The 16,058-nt window shown below is 71.7% G+C and carries 19 protein-coding genes; 8 read left to right on the top strand and 11 right to left on the bottom strand.

What is annotated here, in order from left to right:
- Nucleotides 1-189: 189 nt before the first annotated feature.
- Nucleotides 190-648, top strand: coding sequence for an SRPBCC family protein (locus F7Q99_RS03360; protein ID WP_153460005.1), 459 nt, complete (start codon nucleotides 190-192; stop codon nucleotides 646-648).
- Here F7Q99_RS03360 and F7Q99_RS03355 read toward each other — a convergent pair.
- Both F7Q99_RS03355 and F7Q99_RS03350 read right to left on the bottom strand, forming a co-directional pair.
- A complete protein-coding gene (locus F7Q99_RS03355; protein WP_153460004.1) occupies nucleotides 620-892 on the bottom strand; it encodes a hypothetical protein in 273 nt (90 codons plus the stop codon). The two genes, F7Q99_RS03360 and F7Q99_RS03355, sit on opposite strands and share 29 nt — an antisense overlap.
- Nucleotides 893-968: 76 nt before the next feature.
- Nucleotides 969-1,529, bottom strand: a complete 561-nt coding sequence (locus tag F7Q99_RS03350; RefSeq protein WP_153460003.1) for a TetR/AcrR family transcriptional regulator — start codon at nucleotides 1,527-1,529, stop codon at nucleotides 969-971.
- 100 nt (nucleotides 1,530-1,629) lie between these two features.
- On the opposite strand from F7Q99_RS03350, the gene F7Q99_RS03345 reads away from it, so the two are divergent.
- Entirely contained in the window at nucleotides 1,630-2,232 is a 603-nt protein-coding gene (locus tag F7Q99_RS03345; protein ID WP_153460002.1) for a DUF2867 domain-containing protein, read from the top strand.
- A 134-nt stretch (nucleotides 2,233-2,366) separates the two neighbouring features.
- Here F7Q99_RS03345 and F7Q99_RS03340 read toward each other — a convergent pair whose 3' ends face one another.
- Both F7Q99_RS03340 and pdxR read right to left on the bottom strand, forming a co-directional pair.
- Nucleotides 2,367-3,092, bottom strand: a complete 726-nt coding sequence (locus F7Q99_RS03340) for a hypothetical protein (RefSeq protein ID WP_153460001.1) — start codon at nucleotides 3,090-3,092, stop codon at nucleotides 2,367-2,369.
- 220 nt (nucleotides 3,093-3,312) lie between these two features.
- Complete coding sequence (gene pdxR, locus F7Q99_RS03335; protein WP_153460000.1) at nucleotides 3,313-4,692, bottom strand: MocR-like pyridoxine biosynthesis transcription factor PdxR; 1,380 nt, start codon at nucleotides 4,690-4,692, stop codon at nucleotides 3,313-3,315.
- A 68-nt stretch (nucleotides 4,693-4,760) separates the two neighbouring features.
- On the opposite strand from pdxR, the gene F7Q99_RS03330 reads away from it, so the two are divergent.
- Entirely contained in the window at nucleotides 4,761-5,753 is a 993-nt protein-coding gene (locus F7Q99_RS03330; protein WP_153459999.1) for an EamA family transporter, read from the top strand.
- 160 nt (nucleotides 5,754-5,913) lie between these two features.
- Nucleotides 5,914-6,288, top strand: coding sequence for a VOC family protein (locus F7Q99_RS03325; protein WP_153459998.1), 375 nt, complete (start codon nucleotides 5,914-5,916; stop codon nucleotides 6,286-6,288).
- A 79-nt stretch (nucleotides 6,289-6,367) separates the two neighbouring features.
- Here the strand turns inward: F7Q99_RS03325 and F7Q99_RS40850 are convergent, their stop codons facing one another.
- Nucleotides 6,368-6,601 carry a DUF397 domain-containing protein gene (locus F7Q99_RS40850; RefSeq protein WP_326846205.1) on the bottom strand — a complete coding sequence of 78 codons (234 nt, stop codon included), beginning with the start codon at nucleotides 6,599-6,601 and terminating at the stop codon, nucleotides 6,368-6,370.
- Nucleotides 6,598-7,458 carry a helix-turn-helix domain-containing protein gene (locus tag F7Q99_RS03315; RefSeq protein WP_153459997.1) on the bottom strand — a complete coding sequence of 287 codons (861 nt, stop codon included), beginning with the start codon at nucleotides 7,456-7,458 and terminating at the stop codon, nucleotides 6,598-6,600. Before F7Q99_RS03315 ends, F7Q99_RS40850 begins: the two co-directional genes overlap by 4 nt.
- A 185-nt stretch (nucleotides 7,459-7,643) precedes the next feature.
- Here F7Q99_RS03315 and F7Q99_RS03310 point away from each other — a divergent pair, with 185 nt between their 5' ends.
- The 3 genes from F7Q99_RS03310 to F7Q99_RS03300 all read left to right on the top strand — a co-directional run bounded on the left by F7Q99_RS03310 (nucleotide 7,644) and on the right by F7Q99_RS03300 (nucleotide 9,723).
- Nucleotides 7,644-8,069 carry an ATP-binding protein gene (locus F7Q99_RS03310; protein WP_230210146.1) on the top strand — a complete coding sequence of 142 codons (426 nt, stop codon included), beginning with the start codon at nucleotides 7,644-7,646 and terminating at the stop codon, nucleotides 8,067-8,069.
- Between the two features lie 25 nt (nucleotides 8,070-8,094).
- Nucleotides 8,095-8,817, top strand: a complete 723-nt coding sequence (locus F7Q99_RS03305) for a hypothetical protein (RefSeq protein WP_153459995.1) — start codon at nucleotides 8,095-8,097, stop codon at nucleotides 8,815-8,817.
- A gap of 96 nt (nucleotides 8,818-8,913) precedes the next feature.
- On the top strand, nucleotides 8,914-9,723 hold the full coding sequence (locus tag F7Q99_RS03300; RefSeq protein WP_153459994.1) for an alpha/beta fold hydrolase: 810 nt from the start codon (nucleotides 8,914-8,916) through the stop codon (nucleotides 9,721-9,723).
- Between the two features lie 53 nt (nucleotides 9,724-9,776).
- Here F7Q99_RS03300 and F7Q99_RS43030 read toward each other — a convergent pair whose 3' ends face one another.
- On the bottom strand, nucleotides 9,777-10,766 hold the full coding sequence (locus F7Q99_RS43030) for an ArsR/SmtB family transcription factor (protein WP_153459993.1): 990 nt from the start codon (nucleotides 10,764-10,766) through the stop codon (nucleotides 9,777-9,779).
- 169 nt (nucleotides 10,767-10,935) lie between these two features.
- Between F7Q99_RS43030 and F7Q99_RS03290 the strand changes: the two genes are divergently transcribed.
- Nucleotides 10,936-12,321 (top strand): alpha/beta fold hydrolase, encoded by a 1,386-nt coding sequence (locus tag F7Q99_RS03290; protein WP_153459992.1) that lies wholly within the window; start codon nucleotides 10,936-10,938, stop codon nucleotides 12,319-12,321.
- A 119-nt stretch (nucleotides 12,322-12,440) separates the two neighbouring features.
- Here the strand turns inward: F7Q99_RS03290 and F7Q99_RS03285 are convergent, their stop codons facing one another.
- The 4 genes from F7Q99_RS03285 to F7Q99_RS03270 all read right to left on the bottom strand — a co-directional run bounded on the left by F7Q99_RS03285 (nucleotide 12,441) and on the right by F7Q99_RS03270 (nucleotide 15,972).
- The gene (locus tag F7Q99_RS03285) at nucleotides 12,441-12,998 is read right to left on the bottom strand and encodes a hypothetical protein (RefSeq protein ID WP_153459991.1); all 558 of its coding nucleotides are present in this window, start codon (nucleotides 12,996-12,998) and stop codon (nucleotides 12,441-12,443) included.
- A complete protein-coding gene (locus F7Q99_RS03280; protein WP_153459990.1) occupies nucleotides 12,986-14,131 on the bottom strand; it encodes a serine hydrolase domain-containing protein in 1,146 nt (381 codons plus the stop codon). The genes F7Q99_RS03285 and F7Q99_RS03280 overlap by 13 nt, the downstream gene beginning before the upstream one ends.
- 115 nt (nucleotides 14,132-14,246) lie before the next feature.
- Nucleotides 14,247-15,230, bottom strand: coding sequence for an AraC-like ligand-binding domain-containing protein (locus F7Q99_RS03275; protein ID WP_326846204.1), 984 nt, complete (start codon nucleotides 15,228-15,230; stop codon nucleotides 14,247-14,249).
- A gap of 256 nt (nucleotides 15,231-15,486) precedes the next feature.
- Complete coding sequence (locus F7Q99_RS03270) at nucleotides 15,487-15,972, bottom strand: hypothetical protein (protein WP_153459989.1); 486 nt, start codon at nucleotides 15,970-15,972, stop codon at nucleotides 15,487-15,489.
- Nucleotides 15,973-16,058: the final 86 nt, after the last annotated feature.

Genomic DNA, 16,058 nt, shown 5'->3' with positions numbered 1-16,058 from the left:
CCCTTTCGCGATTCGGTGCCGCCCACCATGATCGCCCACCCGGGTTCCCCCGGTGGCGAGTTGCGGTCAGGCCCGGGTCGGGACCGAGCGAGAAGCCGGGGAGGCGGGTGTGCTGCGCGTGTCACGAATCGTCGGGCTCTCCTGTCCATTGGGCGTCGGGACGGATCCACCGAGGAGAAGGAGAGGGACATGGCAACCGTGACAGTGCGACGCGTCATCGCGGCGCCGATCGCCGACGTGTTCCATTGGTGCGCGACGACCACCAACTACACCCGCAGCCCGTGGGTCCGCAGGGCGCGACTGGCCCGGCCGGGCGTGGGCGCGCCGTACGGGGTGGGCGCGGTGCGGCTGCACACGTGGCTGATCGGCTGGTTCCGCGAGCGGATCATCGCGTACAACGCGCCGTACGACTTCGAATACGTCGTCGACCGCAGCTTCCCGCCAGCTCGGCACGAGGGCGGGCGCATGACGTTCGCCGAGGTCGCGCAGGGCACGCTGGTCGTGTGGACGACCACCTTCCAGCTGCCGACTCCCTTCGGCGCTGCCTTCGCCCGCGGGGTTGCCGGGCCCGTCATCGCCCATGTCTTCGGCAGGATCCTCGACGCCGGCGCTGCGGCGCTCACGGGTAGCCTGCCTCGCCGTGCGTGAGGCTGACGGCGCTCGGGTGCCGTGTGGAGGCCGCCGAGGACTCCTGCGGGAGGAGCCAGATGAAGCCGACGGTCAGCGCGAGTGCGCCGAGCGAGGCGACGGCCAGGCCGACGGCCCGTCGGAGGTCGGCAGCGGCGGTGAAGGCGTAGGCGTCGCGGCGTTGGCGAGTCGCCGGGTCGTCGAGTCGTCGGCGTGACAGGAATATGCCTGAATTGATCAAGAACACGTGGAATTGTTCCGTCATGTCGGCCTCGGTGCCTGCGGGCGCCCTTGACGCCTCGACGGGGTCGGGGCAAGGCGTCACCCCGCAGGCGCAGGCGTCACCTCAGGAGCCACTGGCGGGTGAGGGCGATCACCTCGGCGCGGCTGCGCGGCCCGTTGTTGGCGGCGATGAAGTGGTTGCCGATGCGGAGGGAGAAGGAGATGAGGCAGCGCATCTCGACGTCGTCCTCGTCGGCGCAGAAGGCGCGGAACAGGGAGCGCATGTACTCCATGCGCCGGTTGTCGACGCGCCGCAGGCGGTCGGCCACGGCCGCGTCGCGGCGGGCCCAGTCGCGGATGGCGAGTTCGGAGGCGGTGGAGGTCATGGGGTCGTCGTCGCCGGCGGAGGCGAGCGCCTGGAGGCGGGAGAGTCTGGCGCGGGCGTCTCCGCCGCCGCTCTCGACCCGGTCGATCACGTTCTCGGTGACGGCGCGTTCCCAGGTGTCGAGGATCTCGGCGAGCAGGGCGTCGCGGTTGCGGAAGTAGCCGTAGAAGCCGCCCTTGCTGACGCCGAGGGACTGGGCGAGGGGCTCGATCCGGACGGCGTCGGGGCCGCCGGCGGCGAGGGCTCGGAGGCCTTCCTCGATCCACGCGCTGCGCGGGGTACGCGCGTTGGCCATGGTGTGTGTCTCCCTTCGTGCCACCCCCGGTCTATACGGCGCCGTATAAATGGGTCTAGCCTGGCTTCTATACGCCATCGTATAGACAAGGGGCCGACAGATGAGACTCCCCAGCACCGCGCACACCTCCCGGCCGTGGCGCATCCACGAGATCACCCGGGACTTCCACGTCGAGGACGTGTGGGCCCTGCCGACACCGGGCGGGCCCGACGACCTCCAGTACCTGGTGCGGCAGTTCGCGGAGGCGCCGTCGGACGAGGCGACCATCTCCGCGCCGATGTACCGCGTGCTCTTCGTGATCCGCTGGAAGCTGGGGGCGCTGCTGGGCTGGGACAAGCCCGACACCGGCCTGAACGCCCGGGTCCGGACACTGCGCGACCGCCTCCCGGCGGACCTCCGCGAGGCCCCGCGCGGACCTGACACCCGGTCGAAGCCGTTCCGCTCCGTGTACCTGCTGCACGACGAGTGGGCGGCCGAGATGGCCAACCGGACGGTGCACGGCGTGATGCACATCGGCTGGGTGCCGGACGGGTCCGGCGGCTACCGCGGTCAGATGGCCGTCCTGGTGAAGCCGAACGGTCTGTTCGGCGCCGCGTACATGCTGGCGATCAAGCCGTTCCGGTACGTCGGCGTGTACCCGGCGCTGCTGCGGGCGATCGGGCGCCGGTGGGAGGCGACCGCGGCGGAGCGGAACGGGGGGTGACGGGGGCCGCCCGCGCAGGAAGTCCACGGGGGTGGCTTCCTGCGCGTCGGGCGGGTGTCGCGTGCGGGTTCCGGCTTCGCGCTGCTCCGGGACCCGGATCGCCGGGTGCCGTTTTCACGTCATTCGACGCGAGGTCACACCTTGTACGGGTTCGCCTCGGGGCCGGGCTGGCCCGGCTGGCCCGGGTAGGGCATCTGCGGCGGGATCGGCGCGCCCTGCTGCGGGTACGCGGCCGGCGGCGGCACCGGGGCGCCCGGCTGCGGCGGGAACGGCGGCTGGGCCTGGGCGGCCGGGTACGGCTGCTGCTGCGGCGGGTGGGGCTGGCCCTGCTGCGGCGGGAAGGGCTGGGCCTGCGGCGTCGGGTACGGCTGCTGCTGCGGGAACGGCGGCTGGGCCTGCGGCGCCATCTCGAACGGCTGCGAGCTCGGGTCGATCGATCCGGGCGGGAAGGCGGCGCTCAGCTGGTCCAGCTCGACACGCCAGTAGCGGTGGATGTTCAGGCGCTTCGGCTTGTCGTCGGTGGGCAGCTGCAGGTACATCGAGCTCCAGATGGAGGCCCGCTTGACCCGGCTGACCGGGAAGGAGTGCCGCGGGAAGACCGCGACCACCTCGCCGGGGCGGTTGGTCCAGCGGTTGGCCGTGTTGACCACCACGGAGCTGTTGGTGAGCGTCAGGAAGTAGAACCTGCGGGTCAGCGCGACGATCAGGCCGAGCCCCGGGATCTCGTCGAATATCGCGTTGAGCCACGGGCTGGGGCCGGTCTCCACGTGCACGCACGCGACGAAGGTCTCCCCAGGTGGTGCCACCTGCGAGAGCTTCTCGATGACCTGTTCCTTCTGCTTTGCCCGGCGAATTGCCATGTTTCGTCCTCTTGCTCCGTCTTGTCCGCCGGCGTCGGTGCGGCGGGAAACCGGGTGAGGCTAGCAGGTGTTGATGACAGCTCGAACAGCCCTCGACCGGGTAGCCACCGTCGAACCGGTCGACCGACCGCCGACGACCGATATTCGGACTTCACGGACAGCGGCTCGGACAACGGACGACCTCCAGGCAGATCGCCGCATCCTTGCACAGGGCACGCGTTCACGGTGCCGGAGCGGCCGCGACCGCCTGAGCCAGCAGGGCGGTGGCGCGTTCCAGCCGGCCCTCCGTCAGGCCGCAGTAGCCGAGCGCGAGTGCGGGGCCGCCGGGGCTGAGCCGCATCGGGCTGACCGGTTCGACCCGTAGCCCGCGCGCCAGCGCCGCGGTGACCACGGCCTGTTCCTCGACTCCCGGTGGCAGGTCCAGGTAGAGGTGGAGGCCAGCGGCGACGCCGCGGACGGCGGCGTCCGGCAGATGCGTCCCGAGGGATCGGACCAGGGCGTCGCGCCGACTGCGGTAGCGGGCGCGGACGGTGCGCAGATGCCGGTCGTACGCACCGCTCGCGAGCAGCCCGGCGAAGGCCAGTTGGTCGATCACCCCGGTCCCGAGGTCGGCGTAGCGCTTGGCGGTACGGAAGTCCTCGACCAGCCGGTCGGGCAGCACCGCCCAGCCGAGGCGCAGGCCGGGAGCGAGGGACTTGCTGACCGAGCCGAGGTGGACGACCCGGTCGCGGGCCAGGCCCTGCAGACAGCCGACCGGTTCGCGGTCGTAGCGGAACTCGGCGTCGTAGTCGTCCTCCACCACCAGGGCGCCGGCCCGCTGCGCCCAGGCGAGCAGCGCGGTCCGGCGGGCCGGGGCGAGCACGACGCCGGTCGGGTACTGGTGGGCCGGGGTCACCAGCACGACCTTCGCACCGCTCGCGGCCAGCGCGTCGACGTCGATCCCCTCGTCGTCCACCGGAACGCCGACCGGCTCGACCCCGTGCGCCCGCAGCAGGTCGAGCATGCCCGGCGAGCACGGGTCCTCGACCGCCCAGCGGCGATGCCCGCGGGCGAGCAGCACACCGCACAGCAGAGCGAGGCTCTGGGCGACCCCGCTGACCACCACCACGTCGGCGGGGGCTGCGACGGCGGCGCGGACCCGGCCCACGTAGGCGGCCAGTTCGGTCCGCAGCCCGAGTTGCCCGGCAGGATCGCCGTAGCCGAGGCGGCTGTGCAGGGCCTCGGCGAGCGCCTGCCGGGTGGCGGAGAGCCAGGCGGCGCGCGGGAACGAGGCCAGGTCGGGAGTGCCCGGCTTGAGGTCGTAGGCGACTGTCGGCTCGGCCGGTCCCGCCGGTGCGGCGGGACCGGCGGGGGTGATCCCGGAGGCGACCCGGGTGCCCGAGCCGCGCCGGGCCACCAGGTAGCCCTCGGCGACGAGTTGGGCATATGCCTCGACGACGACGCCGCGAGAGACGCCGAGTTCCTCGGCGAGTGCCCGCGTGGCGGGCAGTCTGGTGTCGGCCGCGAGCCGGCCCTCCCGGACGACCGTGCGCAGCTCCCGGATCAGCTGGCCGGTGAGGTCGCCCTGCGTGTGGTCGAGGGAGAGCAGCAGCTCACGCAAAGTGGTCCTCCAGATCCATGGCAAAGTGGACCTGTGCACAGGACCACTCCTTTTCTAGCGTGACAGACATGCCTATTTCCGACAACGCTTCCGGTGCGATCCGTGCCGCCACCGCCATGTCCCTGCTCGGCTGCTCGACCGGGGTGACGGCCGCGTTCGCCGGCTATCCACTGGCAGGCGGGCAGACCCTGCGGTACCTCCTCGCCTCGCTGATCCTGCTCCCGTTGGCGCGCCGGGAGGGACCGCTCCGCCCTCGGCTGACGGGGCGTGAGCTGACCCGGCTGATCTGCCTGGCGGGCAGCGGCCTGTACGCCTTCAACCTCCTGCTGATCGCGGCGCTGCATCGGAGTGACCCGGCGGTGGTGGGGAGCGTGGTCGGCTGCACACCGCTGCTGCTGGCGGTGCTCGGTCCGCTGCTCGCCGGGCGGCGGCCGCAGCTGCGGTTGCTGGCCGCGGCCGGGGTGGTCGTCGCGGGGGCGGCGGTCACGCAGGGCTTCGGGCCGGGCGACGCGCTCGGATTCGCGTACGCCCTGGGGACGTTGGCGTGCGAGGCGGCGTTCTCACTGCTGGCGGTGCCGCTGTTGCCCCGGCTCGGACCGGTCCGGGTCTCGACGTACGTGACGGTGCTGGCCGTGCCGATGTTCGCGGTGACGGCCCTGGCCATGGACGGGACGGCAGCCGTGCGGATGCCGAGCGGCCCGGAGTTGGTGGCGCTGCTCTACCTAGCCACGCTGCTCACCTGCGGGGCGTTCCTGCTCTGGTACGGCGCGCTGGAGCGGCTGGGCGCGGACCGGGCCGGGCTGTTCGCCGGGCTGGTGCCCGTCACCGCCGCGGTGTCGGGGGCCGTGACGGGCACGGGAGCGTTGCGGTCGGGTGAGCTGGTGGGCGCGGTGCTGGTCGGCGTTGGCGTCTGCGTCGGAGTGAGGGCGAGTACGGAGCAGGGCGGCAGGCGGGCGCGAGCGGGACGATCCGACCAAGTCGCTGGTCGAGAGGAGTCAACAAGCAGCCGACACTGTCCTGTTGCCGCCAGCCAGCAAGATCACGTAGGGTCCCCGATGTGAACACCGGACCGGCGCACAGCCACACACGGATCGGCCACCCGGTGGAGGGCTGATCGCACCGTGGGTGCGGAGAAGGCACCCCAGTTCGGCACGCGGACCTCCCAGTGCTCCTGCACTACGAGTCCTCTTCTTCGTGCCGAACAACAGCGAGGCCAGCCACATGACAGTCACGTTCAACCACACCATCATCGCCGCCAAGGACCGCAACGATTCGGCTCGTTTCTTCCGCGAGCTGTTGGAACTTGCGGAAGCACCGTCCTGGGGCCCGTTCACCAACATCCAGCTCTCCGACGGCGTACTGCTTCAGTTCGCCGAGCCGCCGGTGGAGATCCAGATGCAGCACTACGCGTTCCTGATCGACGACGAGCTGTTCGATCGCGCGTACCGGCGACTGTGCGACCGCGGCACCGAGCACTGGGCCGACCCGCAGATGCGACGCCCAGGCGAGATCAACAACGAACACGGCGGTCGCGGGGTGTACTTCAAGGACCCCGCCGGCCACGCGATCGAGCTGATCACCCGCCCGTACCTGTAACTGAGGCAGCGCCTGGTTGAGCCAGAGTCGTCAGTGAGTCCGGCGCCGCCCGTGTTCGGGTGGCGCCGGGCAGAGTTGTTCAGGCGGTGAAGCGGGGGTCGCGGGTTTCGATGGCCTGGACGAAGGCGGTCCATTCGGCCTGGTCGAAGGCGAGGTGGGGGCGGTTGGGGTTCTTGTCGTCGCCCACCCAGACGTCACCGTTGTCGAAGCGGGAGATGATCACGCAGTCGCCGTTACCGTCCCCGGAGAAAGGCGACTTGACCCACTCGGCGTCGGCGGGGTCGTGGTCATACGGGTCGTGCTTCTCGCTCACGTCAGCTCTTCCAACTTGCGTTCAAGGGCGGTGATGGTGTCCTCCGGACTCAGCGAGCACCGCTTGACGCGGGCGATGGCCCGCTCGGTCCGCCGTACGTCTCGGCCGGTTCTACGCGGGAGCATACCTCCGACGGCTTCGATGAACGCGAAGCCGTTTTCGAGGTCGTCGGGGAACCTCATCAAGGTGATACCGGACGAGAGGATGCCAGGCCGGCCAGCACTCAAGGGCACCATGCGCAAGGTGACGTTGGGGTACTGAGCGACCGTGATGGCATGTCGGATCTGTCCCGCAAGTACTTCCTGGTCACCGGCCACCAACAGTGCGACCTCGCCGAAGTAGGCCTCGAATGTGAGTCGCGGATCATGGATCAGCCTTCGCTGTCGAAGGATGCGGACCTCAGCGCCCGCCTCGACACGTTCCTCGTTGGGGGAGTCGAGACCGGCGGCGATCATCTCCTTTGCATAGGCCTCGGTCTGCACCAAGCCAGGAAAGGCCGATGGGAAGTAGTTCAGTATCTCGGAGGCATCGGCTTCGAGGGCCAAGTATTCGGCGAACGCAGGTGTGATCGCTTCGGCGTAGTCCAGGTCCCGCCACCACTGCTTCGGCGGGCTGGTCCCGAGGAAGCTCTCGAAGTCCTCGCGCTCTGGGCCGGTGATTCCAGCGTGATCGAGCAGGGCAGCCAGATCCGCTGCGGTGATCTGTTGTTGGGCCCGTTCGATTCTGCTGAGGCGGCCGGGGCTCCATCCCTTCAGGCCGGCCGTCATGTCGGTCAGCGTCTTGTTGTTCTCCAGTCGCCAGGCGCGCAGCTCGTCGCCAAGTCGGATTTGCCTGATGGCGGACAGGTCCTTGCTCAAGTGGCGCCCCTCCCTCCGGGTGTGGATGACTCAGTCTCGCCAGTCAGCAGGCCTCGACTCAAGTCCAAATCAAGATCAATTAATTTTTTCGAGCAATGCAGTTGCGTTTTCGAATCCGACTCCTCCACACTCAACGTGACCGCACGGACACGCATCTGATGGCGTGTCGAGGCGAAGGGGCACCCATGTCCGCGTTGAGCACACCCGTTCTCCACACCTCCGAGCTGCTCCTGACCGAGCACTCGACCTCGATCCGCACCGCTCGCCGCCACGTGCGCGACCAGCTGGCCGCCTGGGGCTGGGGCGGCGATCCGGTGGACGACCTCGTCCTCATCGCCAGCGAGCTCGTCACCAACGCCGTCGTCCACGCTTGCCACGGATCCGGCGAAGTCCGGCTCTACCTCCAGGAGTTCGGCGGCGACTGCCGGCTCGAAGTCTGGGACCCGCGCTTCGACCTCCCGCTCCAGGACCGCAGACCCCGCCGCTTCAACGAGTGCGGCCGCGGGATCGAACTCGTCCGCGAACTCGCCCTCGACTTCGGCGTCGTGATCCGCCGGGGCGCGGGCAAGCGCGTGTGGGTGCGGGTCCTGCTCGACACGGTCGCCCCGTAGAACCCGCAGAAAGAGAGCAACTCCCATGCACCCTGCCGCGATCGCCTTCCGCGACCCCGCCGCCCTGCACGCCCGTTGCGACTTCGGCGGCGTCCGCCGTCTCCACGTCGAACCCGACTACGAGACCTGCGCCGTCGTCCCCGACGGCGCCTGGCAGCCCCTCCCCGCCGGCTACCCCGAGCGGTTCGCGCCCGGCATCTTCAACTACGACAGCGGCCTGATCGAACTCTTCAAGGTGCCCGAGACCGTCACCGACCGTGACACCCTCGCCGCCCTCGTCGAGACCCTCGGCGACCCGCACCCCGTCACCCTCGGTGACACCGACGACCCGCCCGGCGAGCTCACCACCCACCGTGACTCCCCGAGCGGTCTGCGCCCCGGCATCCACGTCGACAACGACCAGAACCTCCCCTACGACCAGCGTGAGAAGGCCCGTCGGCGACTCTGCGTGAACCTCGGCCCCGGCAGTCGCTACCTCCTCCTCGCCGACACCGACATCAAGTCCATCTGCCGCTGCGTCCAGGACCGCTACGAGACGCACCACCCGTCCACGCACGACCTGCGCCTCTTCGTCACCCTCCGTCGTCCGCTGCGCCTCCTCCGCCTCCGCATCGACCCCGGCGAGGGCTGGTTCGCGCCCACGTCCGTCCTTCCGTACGACGAGTCCACCGAGGGGCAGGACCTGCCCTCCGCAACCTCCTCCTGGCTCGGCCACTGGGAACGCGGCGTCTTCGGCCCGCTGATCTGATCCCGGCTGGATCTGACCGGACACAGGCTGATCTGAACCGACACGCCGGTTGTGTCAGGCTGGTGGAGGAGCACCGCCGAGATCGGGAGGCTCGTGATGGCCGAGATCAGGGTGAACGGGGTGTCGCTGCACTACGAGGCCCGTGGTGAGGGGCCCGGGGTCGTCCTGGTGCACGGCTCCTGGACCGACGGCGACACCTGGGCCCACGTGATGCCGGGCCTGGCCGAGTTCACCGCCGTCGTCGCCTACGACCGCCGGGGCCACAGCCGCAGCGAGGACCTGCTGACCCAGGGCTCGGTGCACGAGGACGCGGCCGATCTCGCCGGGCTGATCCAGGGTCTCGGCCTCGCGCCCGCCTTCGTCTGCGGGGACTCGTACGGCGCCCTGGTCACCCTCCGCCTGGCCACCGCCTGCCCCGATCTCCTGCGCGGCATCGCCGTGCACGAGCCGCCCGGGACCGGCATCCTGCTCGCCGAGCCGGACCTGCGCCCGATCGGGAGGGCCTTCGCCGAACGGGTCGCCGCCGTCCGCGAGCTGCTGGAACAGGCGGAGTCCGCCGCCGCGGCCGAGCTGTACGTGGACACCATCGTCTTCGGCCCCGGTGCGTGGTCCCAGCTGCCCGCGCCGGTCCGGCACACGTACATCCGCAACGCGCCCACCTTCCTGGACGAGCTGCGCGACCCGGACGCGTTCGACCTCGACCTCACCGGCCTCGCCCGCTACGGCGACCCCGCGCTGCTCACGCAGAGCGACGACAGCGCGCCGTTGTTCGGCGAGGTGCTGGATCTGATCGACCTCACCCTGCCGAAGGCGGAGCGGCACCTCTACGAGGGCGCCGGTCACGCTCCGCATCTGTCGCAGCCGGAGGAATGGGTGCGGGTGGTCCTCCCGCGCGCGTTGGTGTGAACCGAACCTCAGGGGCGTGAAACAGGGGGCACGCGCCGGTGCATGCGCCGCCCCTACTGTGCCGCCACCAGCTCCTCCCCGCGCGGCGTCCGCCGGTACAGCACCTCCCGCCCGCTCCGCACCCGGCTCACCAGCCCCGACCGGTGCAGCACCCCCAGGTGGTACGAGACCGTGCCGGCGTTGAGATAGTGCCGCCCCGCCAGCGTCGCCGTCGTGGCCGGGCCGGTCAGCGCGGCGAGCAGATCCGCCCGCGTCGGCCCGAGCAGTTGGGCCAGCGCCGGGCTCGGCTCCAGCCGCGCCACCGGCCGGTGCGCGGCCGGGTACATCAGGGTCGGCGCCCGGTGGACGCCGTCGATCGGATCCAGGATCACGTGGATCGAGCGCGTCACCAGCGTCGGCATCAGCAGCACCATCCGGGCCGGCAGCGCCACCGTGATCCGGCTCTCCAGCCTGATCCGCCCGTCCGCCCAGGAGAGCTCAGGGGCAAGCGAGTTGATGAGCGCGCCGGTGCCGTGCCGGGCGAGGAAGCGGCCCCGCAGATCCACCTCGGCGTCGAGCACCGCCCGGGCGTCCGGCCAGTACGGCGCGATGGCGAGGTCCCAGTAGCAGCTCAGCTCGTCGGCGGCCCGCTGCGCGAAGTAGCGCGGGCCGCGCTGCAAGGTGCGCTCCACGACGTCCGGTAACTCACGCCCCATCAGCCCGGCCTCCGGGCGGCCCCGCCGGACGGTCGTCAGCTCGCCCAGCACGCGGTCGGGCGGCGTGGCGCGCACAGCCGCCAGCTGCTCCGCCACCTCGGGGGAGGGGCCGGTCGGGTGCGGGGACAGGAAGTCCGGGAGGTAGCCCCCGGCCTTGTCCAGGGCCAGCGCGGACAGCAGCTCCAGCCGCTCCCGCCGCAGCACCCGCCGCGTCCGGCTCACCCAGGCGTACGGGCCGGTGCGGGACGTCAGCCCGGAGGACATCAGGGTGTTGACCGCCTCGTGCAGCGGCGAGACCGCGAACCGGGAACGCGCCAGGCCGGTGGAGTCGATGGTGAGGGTGATCACCGGTGTCCTTCCCCCGTCGGACCGTCCGGCCGCCGCAGCACGGTTCGGGACGGCCGACGTTTCGAACCTGCTCGAATCGTCGCAGGAATCATCGCGCGCCGACTCCCCGGAGGCACAAGCTATTTCCCGACCGCGTCAGCACGAGCTACGCGTACGGGGAAGGACAGAAATGACGAGAACGCGCGGCCGCATCGCCGCCCTGCTGGGCGCCGTCGCGGTGGTCGCCGGCACGACGCTGGGGACCCCCGCCGTCGCGGCCCCGACCGAGGACGGGCCGAGCAGTGGGCTCACCGGGCAGGCGCCCTGCCCCGGCATCGCCGGCTTCACCTGCGGGACCCTCACCGTCCCGCTCGACCACGGCGGCGACACTCCCGGCACCCTCGACCTCAAGGTGGCCGTCGGCGGCAACACCGACGCGCCCAAGGGCGACCTGCTGTTCCTCACCGGCGGCCCCGGACAGCCGGGCGTCCCGCTGGTGAACAAGATCGCCGCCAAGCTGGCGCCCGTGCTCAAGGACTACCGCCTGGTGATGTTCGACCAGCGCGGCACCGGCGCCAACGCCCTCCAGTGCCCGGCCCTCCAGGAGCAGATGGGCGCCTCCGACCTCACCCCGCCCACCCGGCAGGCCGTCACCGACTGCGCGGCGGCCATCGGCCCCAACCGGAGGTACTACAGCACCGCCGACACCGTCGCCGACATCGACCAGCTGCGCCGCGCCCTCGGTGACAAGCGCCTCACCCTCGACGGTGTCTCGGCGGGCACCATGACCGCCGAGCGGTACGCACTCGCACACCCGGCGCACGTCGCCCGGCTGGTGCTCGACTCCGTGGTGCCGCAGCAGGGTTACGACCCGCTCGACCCCGTCCCGTTGAAGGCCACCGCCCGGGTGCTCACCGACGCGTGCAAGGCCACCGGGTGCACCACCGACCCGGCCGCCGACCTCGCCGCGACCGTCCGCCGGTACCACAACGGGCCGGCCGTCCTCGACGCCATCACCAGCTACGAGTTCGTCGACCCCGACTACCGCTGGATCCCGGAGGCCCTGCACGAGGCCGCCGCCGGGCACCCCGAGTGGCTCCAGCGCTTCATCGACGGCGCCCACCAGGGCAACGCCGTCCCCGCCTCGTTCCTCAGCCAGGGCCTGCACGCCAGCACCCTGTGCGCCGACGGCCACTTCCCGTGGGGAACCTCGGACACACCGGTCGAGGGGCGCGCGGCGGCGCTGGAGCAGGCCCGGCAGGAGCTGACCGACGAGGAGACCTTGCCGTTCGACCCGGCCACCGCCACCGGGACGGGCACCCTGCTCACCTGCCTCGACTGGCCGCAGGAGGAGGTGCCGCCGTCCCCGCCGGAGCACCGCAAGCTGCCGAACGTGCCGGTGCTGCTGCTCGGCGGTGACCGGGACCTCTCCACCCCGCTCGACTGGCTGTACCGGGAGGCGGAGATGGCGCACGACGCCCAGGTCGTGATCGTCCCCGGGGCGGCGCACTCGGTGCAGACCCGGGCGGCCAGTGACCTCGGGCGGCAGGCGGTGTACGACTTCCTACTGGGTTAGCGGCTCATGCCGGCTCGGCGACTGCCGGCTCAGCGGTCCGTGAGCTGCCGGACCGTTCCGCGCGGGGGGCGGAACGGTCCGGTCCGAACGGTCCGGTCCGGGCGGTCCGGCTCCGAGCGTCAGGCGCCCCATCCGTCGTCGGGGAGCGCGCGGTCGGGCTCGGGGCAGTCGACGTGGGCGTAGCCCCAGAGCACGACCTTGTACAACATCCAGTCCTCCAGCGGCGGTTCGTCGTAGGAATCGCGGTCGGTGAGGATGAGTCCCACCCGGACCTCCTCGACCGGTGTGAACTCCAGGGTCCGCTGGCCGGGGACGTTCTCGTACGTCACCGTCTCCCAGACGCTGCCGGCGTCGATGAGTGCGGTGAGCAGGGCGGACTCCGTCACGCGCGTGTCGACGATACCCAACCCGCCATCCGGCAACGGGAGTTCCAGCTCGCCCTGCCAGACGGGCAGGGAGAACGAGCGCAGGCGACGGCAGCGACAGAACACCGTCTGCACGTCGCCGAAGCCGAAGGCGTGCGGCCAGCGCGACTCCCGGTGGATGCGCCCGCCGTGCCACGGATCGCCGTAGCGGGCGGCCAGTTCGGGCAGCGAGGCGTCGTAGCGCAGGCCGCCGAGGGTGCCGGTGGTGGCCAGGACGGTGACGCGGGCGAGGAAGTCCGTCACCCCAGGCATCCGCGCACCGCCTCGACCAGCCGGGTGGCGCGCGCGTCGCCGTGGCCGATCATCCGGTTCGCCACGTAGGCGAAGCCGACGCCGAACTCGTCGTCCCCGAAGGCGAACTGGCCGCCCGCGCCGTCGTTGCCGAAGCTGCGTGAGCCGTACAACGGGCGGAAGGCGAGGGAGTCCAGCAGCACGCCCGAACCCCAGCGGGCGCCCATGTCGAAGCCCAGGAAGCCCGCGCCGGAGGAGACTTCGCGCACCGCGTCGGTCACCGTGTCATGGGAAAGCAGGCGCTCGCCGCCGTCGATGCCGGTGACAGCCGCCGCGTACAGGCCCGCCAGACCGGTCGCGGAGGCGACGGCGCCCGCACCCGGCAGCTCGATCGCGTGCAGGGCCGGGTCGTTCCAGCCGTGCGGCACGTCCAGGCCCGGGAAGACGAGCGCGCCGTTCATCGTCACGATCCGGGTCAGGAGGTGCTCCGGACCGGGCATCGGGCGGCGCCCATCGGCCTCCACCAGCCTGGCCAGGTCCGGGAGTTCGGTGTCCGGCAGGCCGAGCCAGACCGGCAGGCCGCCGAGCGGCTCGGCGATCTCCTTGCGGAAGAACGCACCCGGGGTCAGGCCGGTGACACGGCGGATCACCTCGCCGACCGCGAAGCCGAACACGTGCCCGTGGTACTCGTACGTGGTGCCCGGCTCCCACAGCGGCGGCTGCTCCTCGATCGCGCGGATCACCGGCGTCCAGGCGGCGATCTCCTCGAAGGAGAGCACGGCGTCCAGCGCGGGCAGGCCGGCGCGGTGGCCGAGGATCATGCGGGTGGTGATGTCCTGCTTGCCGTGGCGCGCGAACTCCGGCCAGTAGCGGGCGATCGGGGCGTCGAGGTCCAGGCGGCCCTGCTGGGCGAGCAGGTGGGCGCTGATGCTCACCGGGCCCTTGGCGCACGAGAAGACCGGGACGACGGTGTCCTGTGACCAGGCCCGGCCGGTGCGCTCGTCGGCCGTGCCGCCCCACAGCTCGACGACCTTGCGGCCCCCCGCGAACACCGTGACGGCGGCGCCGAGTTCGGGGAACTCGGCGAAGTTGCGGTCGAACGCGTCCGCGACGGCGCCGAAGCGTTCGTCGGCCCAACCCTGGTAGTGCTGCATGATGTCCCTCGCGCTCGGTTCAAGATCATCGACTGGTCCACGGTACGGGAGGAGGGCGGTCGGTGCGACGGGTTTCGATCGGTGCGGTCGTGCGGTGCTACCGGGCGTGCCGTGATCAGTCGCCCGGGCCGGGCAGTTGGTGGTCGCGGCGGTAGTCGCGGGGGCAGGTGCCGTAGGTGGTGCGGAAGGCGCGGGTGAAGTCGGAGGCGTGCCGGAAGCCCCAGCGGGTGGCGATGGCGTGGACGGGGAGAGCGTTGAGGCCGGGGTCGGCGAGGTCGCGGCGGGCGCGGTCGAGACGGCGCCGTCGGGTCCAGGCGGACACGCTGGTGCCGTCCTCCTGGAAGAGCCGGTGCAGGTAGCTCAGCGAGATGTGGTGCGCGGCGGCGACCGTGGCCGGGGTGAGGTCCGGGTCGTGCAGGTGGTCGGTGATGAACGACTTGATCCGGAGCAGCAGCGCGACGCGGCCCGGTCCTGCCGAGGCGGGCCGGGTCTCCAGCGCCGCGGCGAACAGCGAGGACACCACCTCGGCGATGACGGCGGCCAGCCGCGGACCGTCGGAGGGCTGGTAGTGGTCGGTCTCCCGGGTGATCTGGAGCAGGAGCTGGGCGAGCACCGCGCCGAAGCCGTGGTCGGTCGGCAGTGGACGGTTGGCCAGCCGGGCGACGCCGTCGCGGGGGAGGGTGAGCCGGGTGCGGGGGATCTCCAGGCCGATGCCGGTGTGGCGGGCGCCGGTGCGGCCCGCCCAGACGTCGATGGGACGGGAACTGCTCACCACGCAGAGGCTGTACGGCGGGTAGACGGCCTGGTGGTCGCCGAGGGTGCTCTCCAGCGGGCCGCTGATCGGGAGCGAGACGTTGACGGACTCCGGGTCGGAGGCGCGGATCAGGCGGGGTGTGCGGCGGAAGAGCACCGGCTTGAACGTGCAGGGCCAGACCGACAGCCCGTCGAGGTGCAGCACCCGCTGGACGGCCCGGAAGTCCTCGGTGTGCGGGGTCGTCAGGTCGAGCGGGGCGTGCGTCTGCCGGACGAGCCGGCGCCAGCAGTCGAACCGGTCCGCGGCCGGGACGTCCTCGCTGCGGTACACGGTCTGCTCCAGCACGGAAAGCTGTTCCCCTTCGCCCGGCCCGGGTGTGGACAGCCCAACGATGCACCGGAGCCGGGCGGCCCGTCCACCGGTGGCTGTGGACGTGGTGTCAAGAAGTGTGGACGCTCCGTCAATGACACCGGCCGGATTCGGCGGGAGTCTGGACCCGTCGCGATGGGGCTGCTCGTCGAGCCTCTCGCCGACCTCTGTGCTGCGGGTCTCGGGGGAGTCCGCAGGCCCGCCGGGCAGGTGACCGCCCGGCGGGCCCCCTTCAGACGGTGACGGGGCGGTCGTCACGGCGCAGCCGGGACCAGGCGGCAGCGGCCAGTGCCGTCCCGATCCCCACGAACGCGCCGGTGCCGGCGGGCACGACCCACCCCGTCACCGGGCCCCGGCCGCCGTTCCCGGCGAGCGCGACCAGGGCCGTCAAGGTGCCGTACGCGGCCAGCAGCGCCCCCGCCCCGGCCGGGACGAGCAGCAGGCGCGCCGGGATGCGGCGGCCGAACGGGAGGACCAGGGCGGCGGCGACCGCCAGCCCGGCGAGCGCCAGCACGGCCGTGAAGTCGACGCCGTGCCGCTCCAACCACACCAGGGCCTCGGGCGCGCCGTTGCGCTCGAACTCGCCCGCCAGCTCGAAGCCGTCGGCGAGCCCCGCCCGGCCGCCCGCCGCCCAGTAGGACTTGACGGCGATGTAGGGGAGGGCGAGAGCGCCCGCCAGGGCGACTGCCCGCGTGGTGGTTGCCTGTCGTGCCGTCATGTTCGCTCCCCTTCCGTCGGGTTCCACCCTGCCGGGCGTAGATGCGGTCGGCCTCCTGCCCAGGTGCCGGGTGCCTCCCCCTGGCG

It is taken from the genome of Streptomyces kaniharaensis, assembly GCF_009569385.1.
GTDB classification, from domain to species: Bacteria; Actinomycetota; Actinomycetes; order Streptomycetales; family Streptomycetaceae; genus Kitasatospora; species Kitasatospora kaniharaensis.
This window is presented reverse-complemented; position numbering and strand designations above follow the sequence as displayed.

Excerpts from the sequence above, each read along its gene's own strand:
- F7Q99_RS03290 (WP_153459992.1), top strand. The coding sequence starts at position 10,936 with ATGACGAGAACGCGCGGCCGCATCGCCGCCCTGCTGGGCGCCGTCGCG.
- F7Q99_RS03330 (WP_153459999.1), top strand. The coding sequence starts at position 4,761 with ATGCCTATTTCCGACAACGCTTCCGGTGCGATCCGTGCCGCCACCGCC.
- F7Q99_RS03270 (WP_153459989.1), bottom strand. The coding sequence starts at position 15,972 with ATGACGGCACGACAGGCAACCACCACGCGGGCAGTCGCCCTGGCGGGC.
- F7Q99_RS03325 (WP_153459998.1), top strand. The coding sequence starts at position 5,914 with ATGACAGTCACGTTCAACCACACCATCATCGCCGCCAAGGACCGCAAC.
- F7Q99_RS03300 (WP_153459994.1), top strand. The coding sequence starts at position 8,914 with ATGGCCGAGATCAGGGTGAACGGGGTGTCGCTGCACTACGAGGCCCGT.
- F7Q99_RS03285 (WP_153459991.1), bottom strand. The coding sequence starts at position 12,998 with ATGCCTGGGGTGACGGACTTCCTCGCCCGCGTCACCGTCCTGGCCACC.
- F7Q99_RS03360 (WP_153460005.1), top strand. The coding sequence starts at position 190 with ATGGCAACCGTGACAGTGCGACGCGTCATCGCGGCGCCGATCGCCGAC.
- F7Q99_RS03350 (WP_153460003.1), bottom strand. The coding sequence starts at position 1,529 with ATGGCCAACGCGCGTACCCCGCGCAGCGCGTGGATCGAGGAAGGCCTC.
- F7Q99_RS03280 (WP_153459990.1), bottom strand. The coding sequence starts at position 14,131 with ATGCAGCACTACCAGGGTTGGGCCGACGAACGCTTCGGCGCCGTCGCG.
- F7Q99_RS03355 (WP_153460004.1), bottom strand. The coding sequence starts at position 892 with ATGACGGAACAATTCCACGTGTTCTTGATCAATTCAGGCATATTCCTG.
- F7Q99_RS03345 (WP_153460002.1), top strand. The coding sequence starts at position 1,630 with ATGAGACTCCCCAGCACCGCGCACACCTCCCGGCCGTGGCGCATCCAC.
- F7Q99_RS03340 (WP_153460001.1), bottom strand. The coding sequence starts at position 3,092 with ATGGCAATTCGCCGGGCAAAGCAGAAGGAACAGGTCATCGAGAAGCTC.
- F7Q99_RS03310 (WP_230210146.1), top strand. The coding sequence starts at position 7,644 with ATGTCCGCGTTGAGCACACCCGTTCTCCACACCTCCGAGCTGCTCCTG.
- F7Q99_RS03305 (WP_153459995.1), top strand. The coding sequence starts at position 8,095 with ATGCACCCTGCCGCGATCGCCTTCCGCGACCCCGCCGCCCTGCACGCC.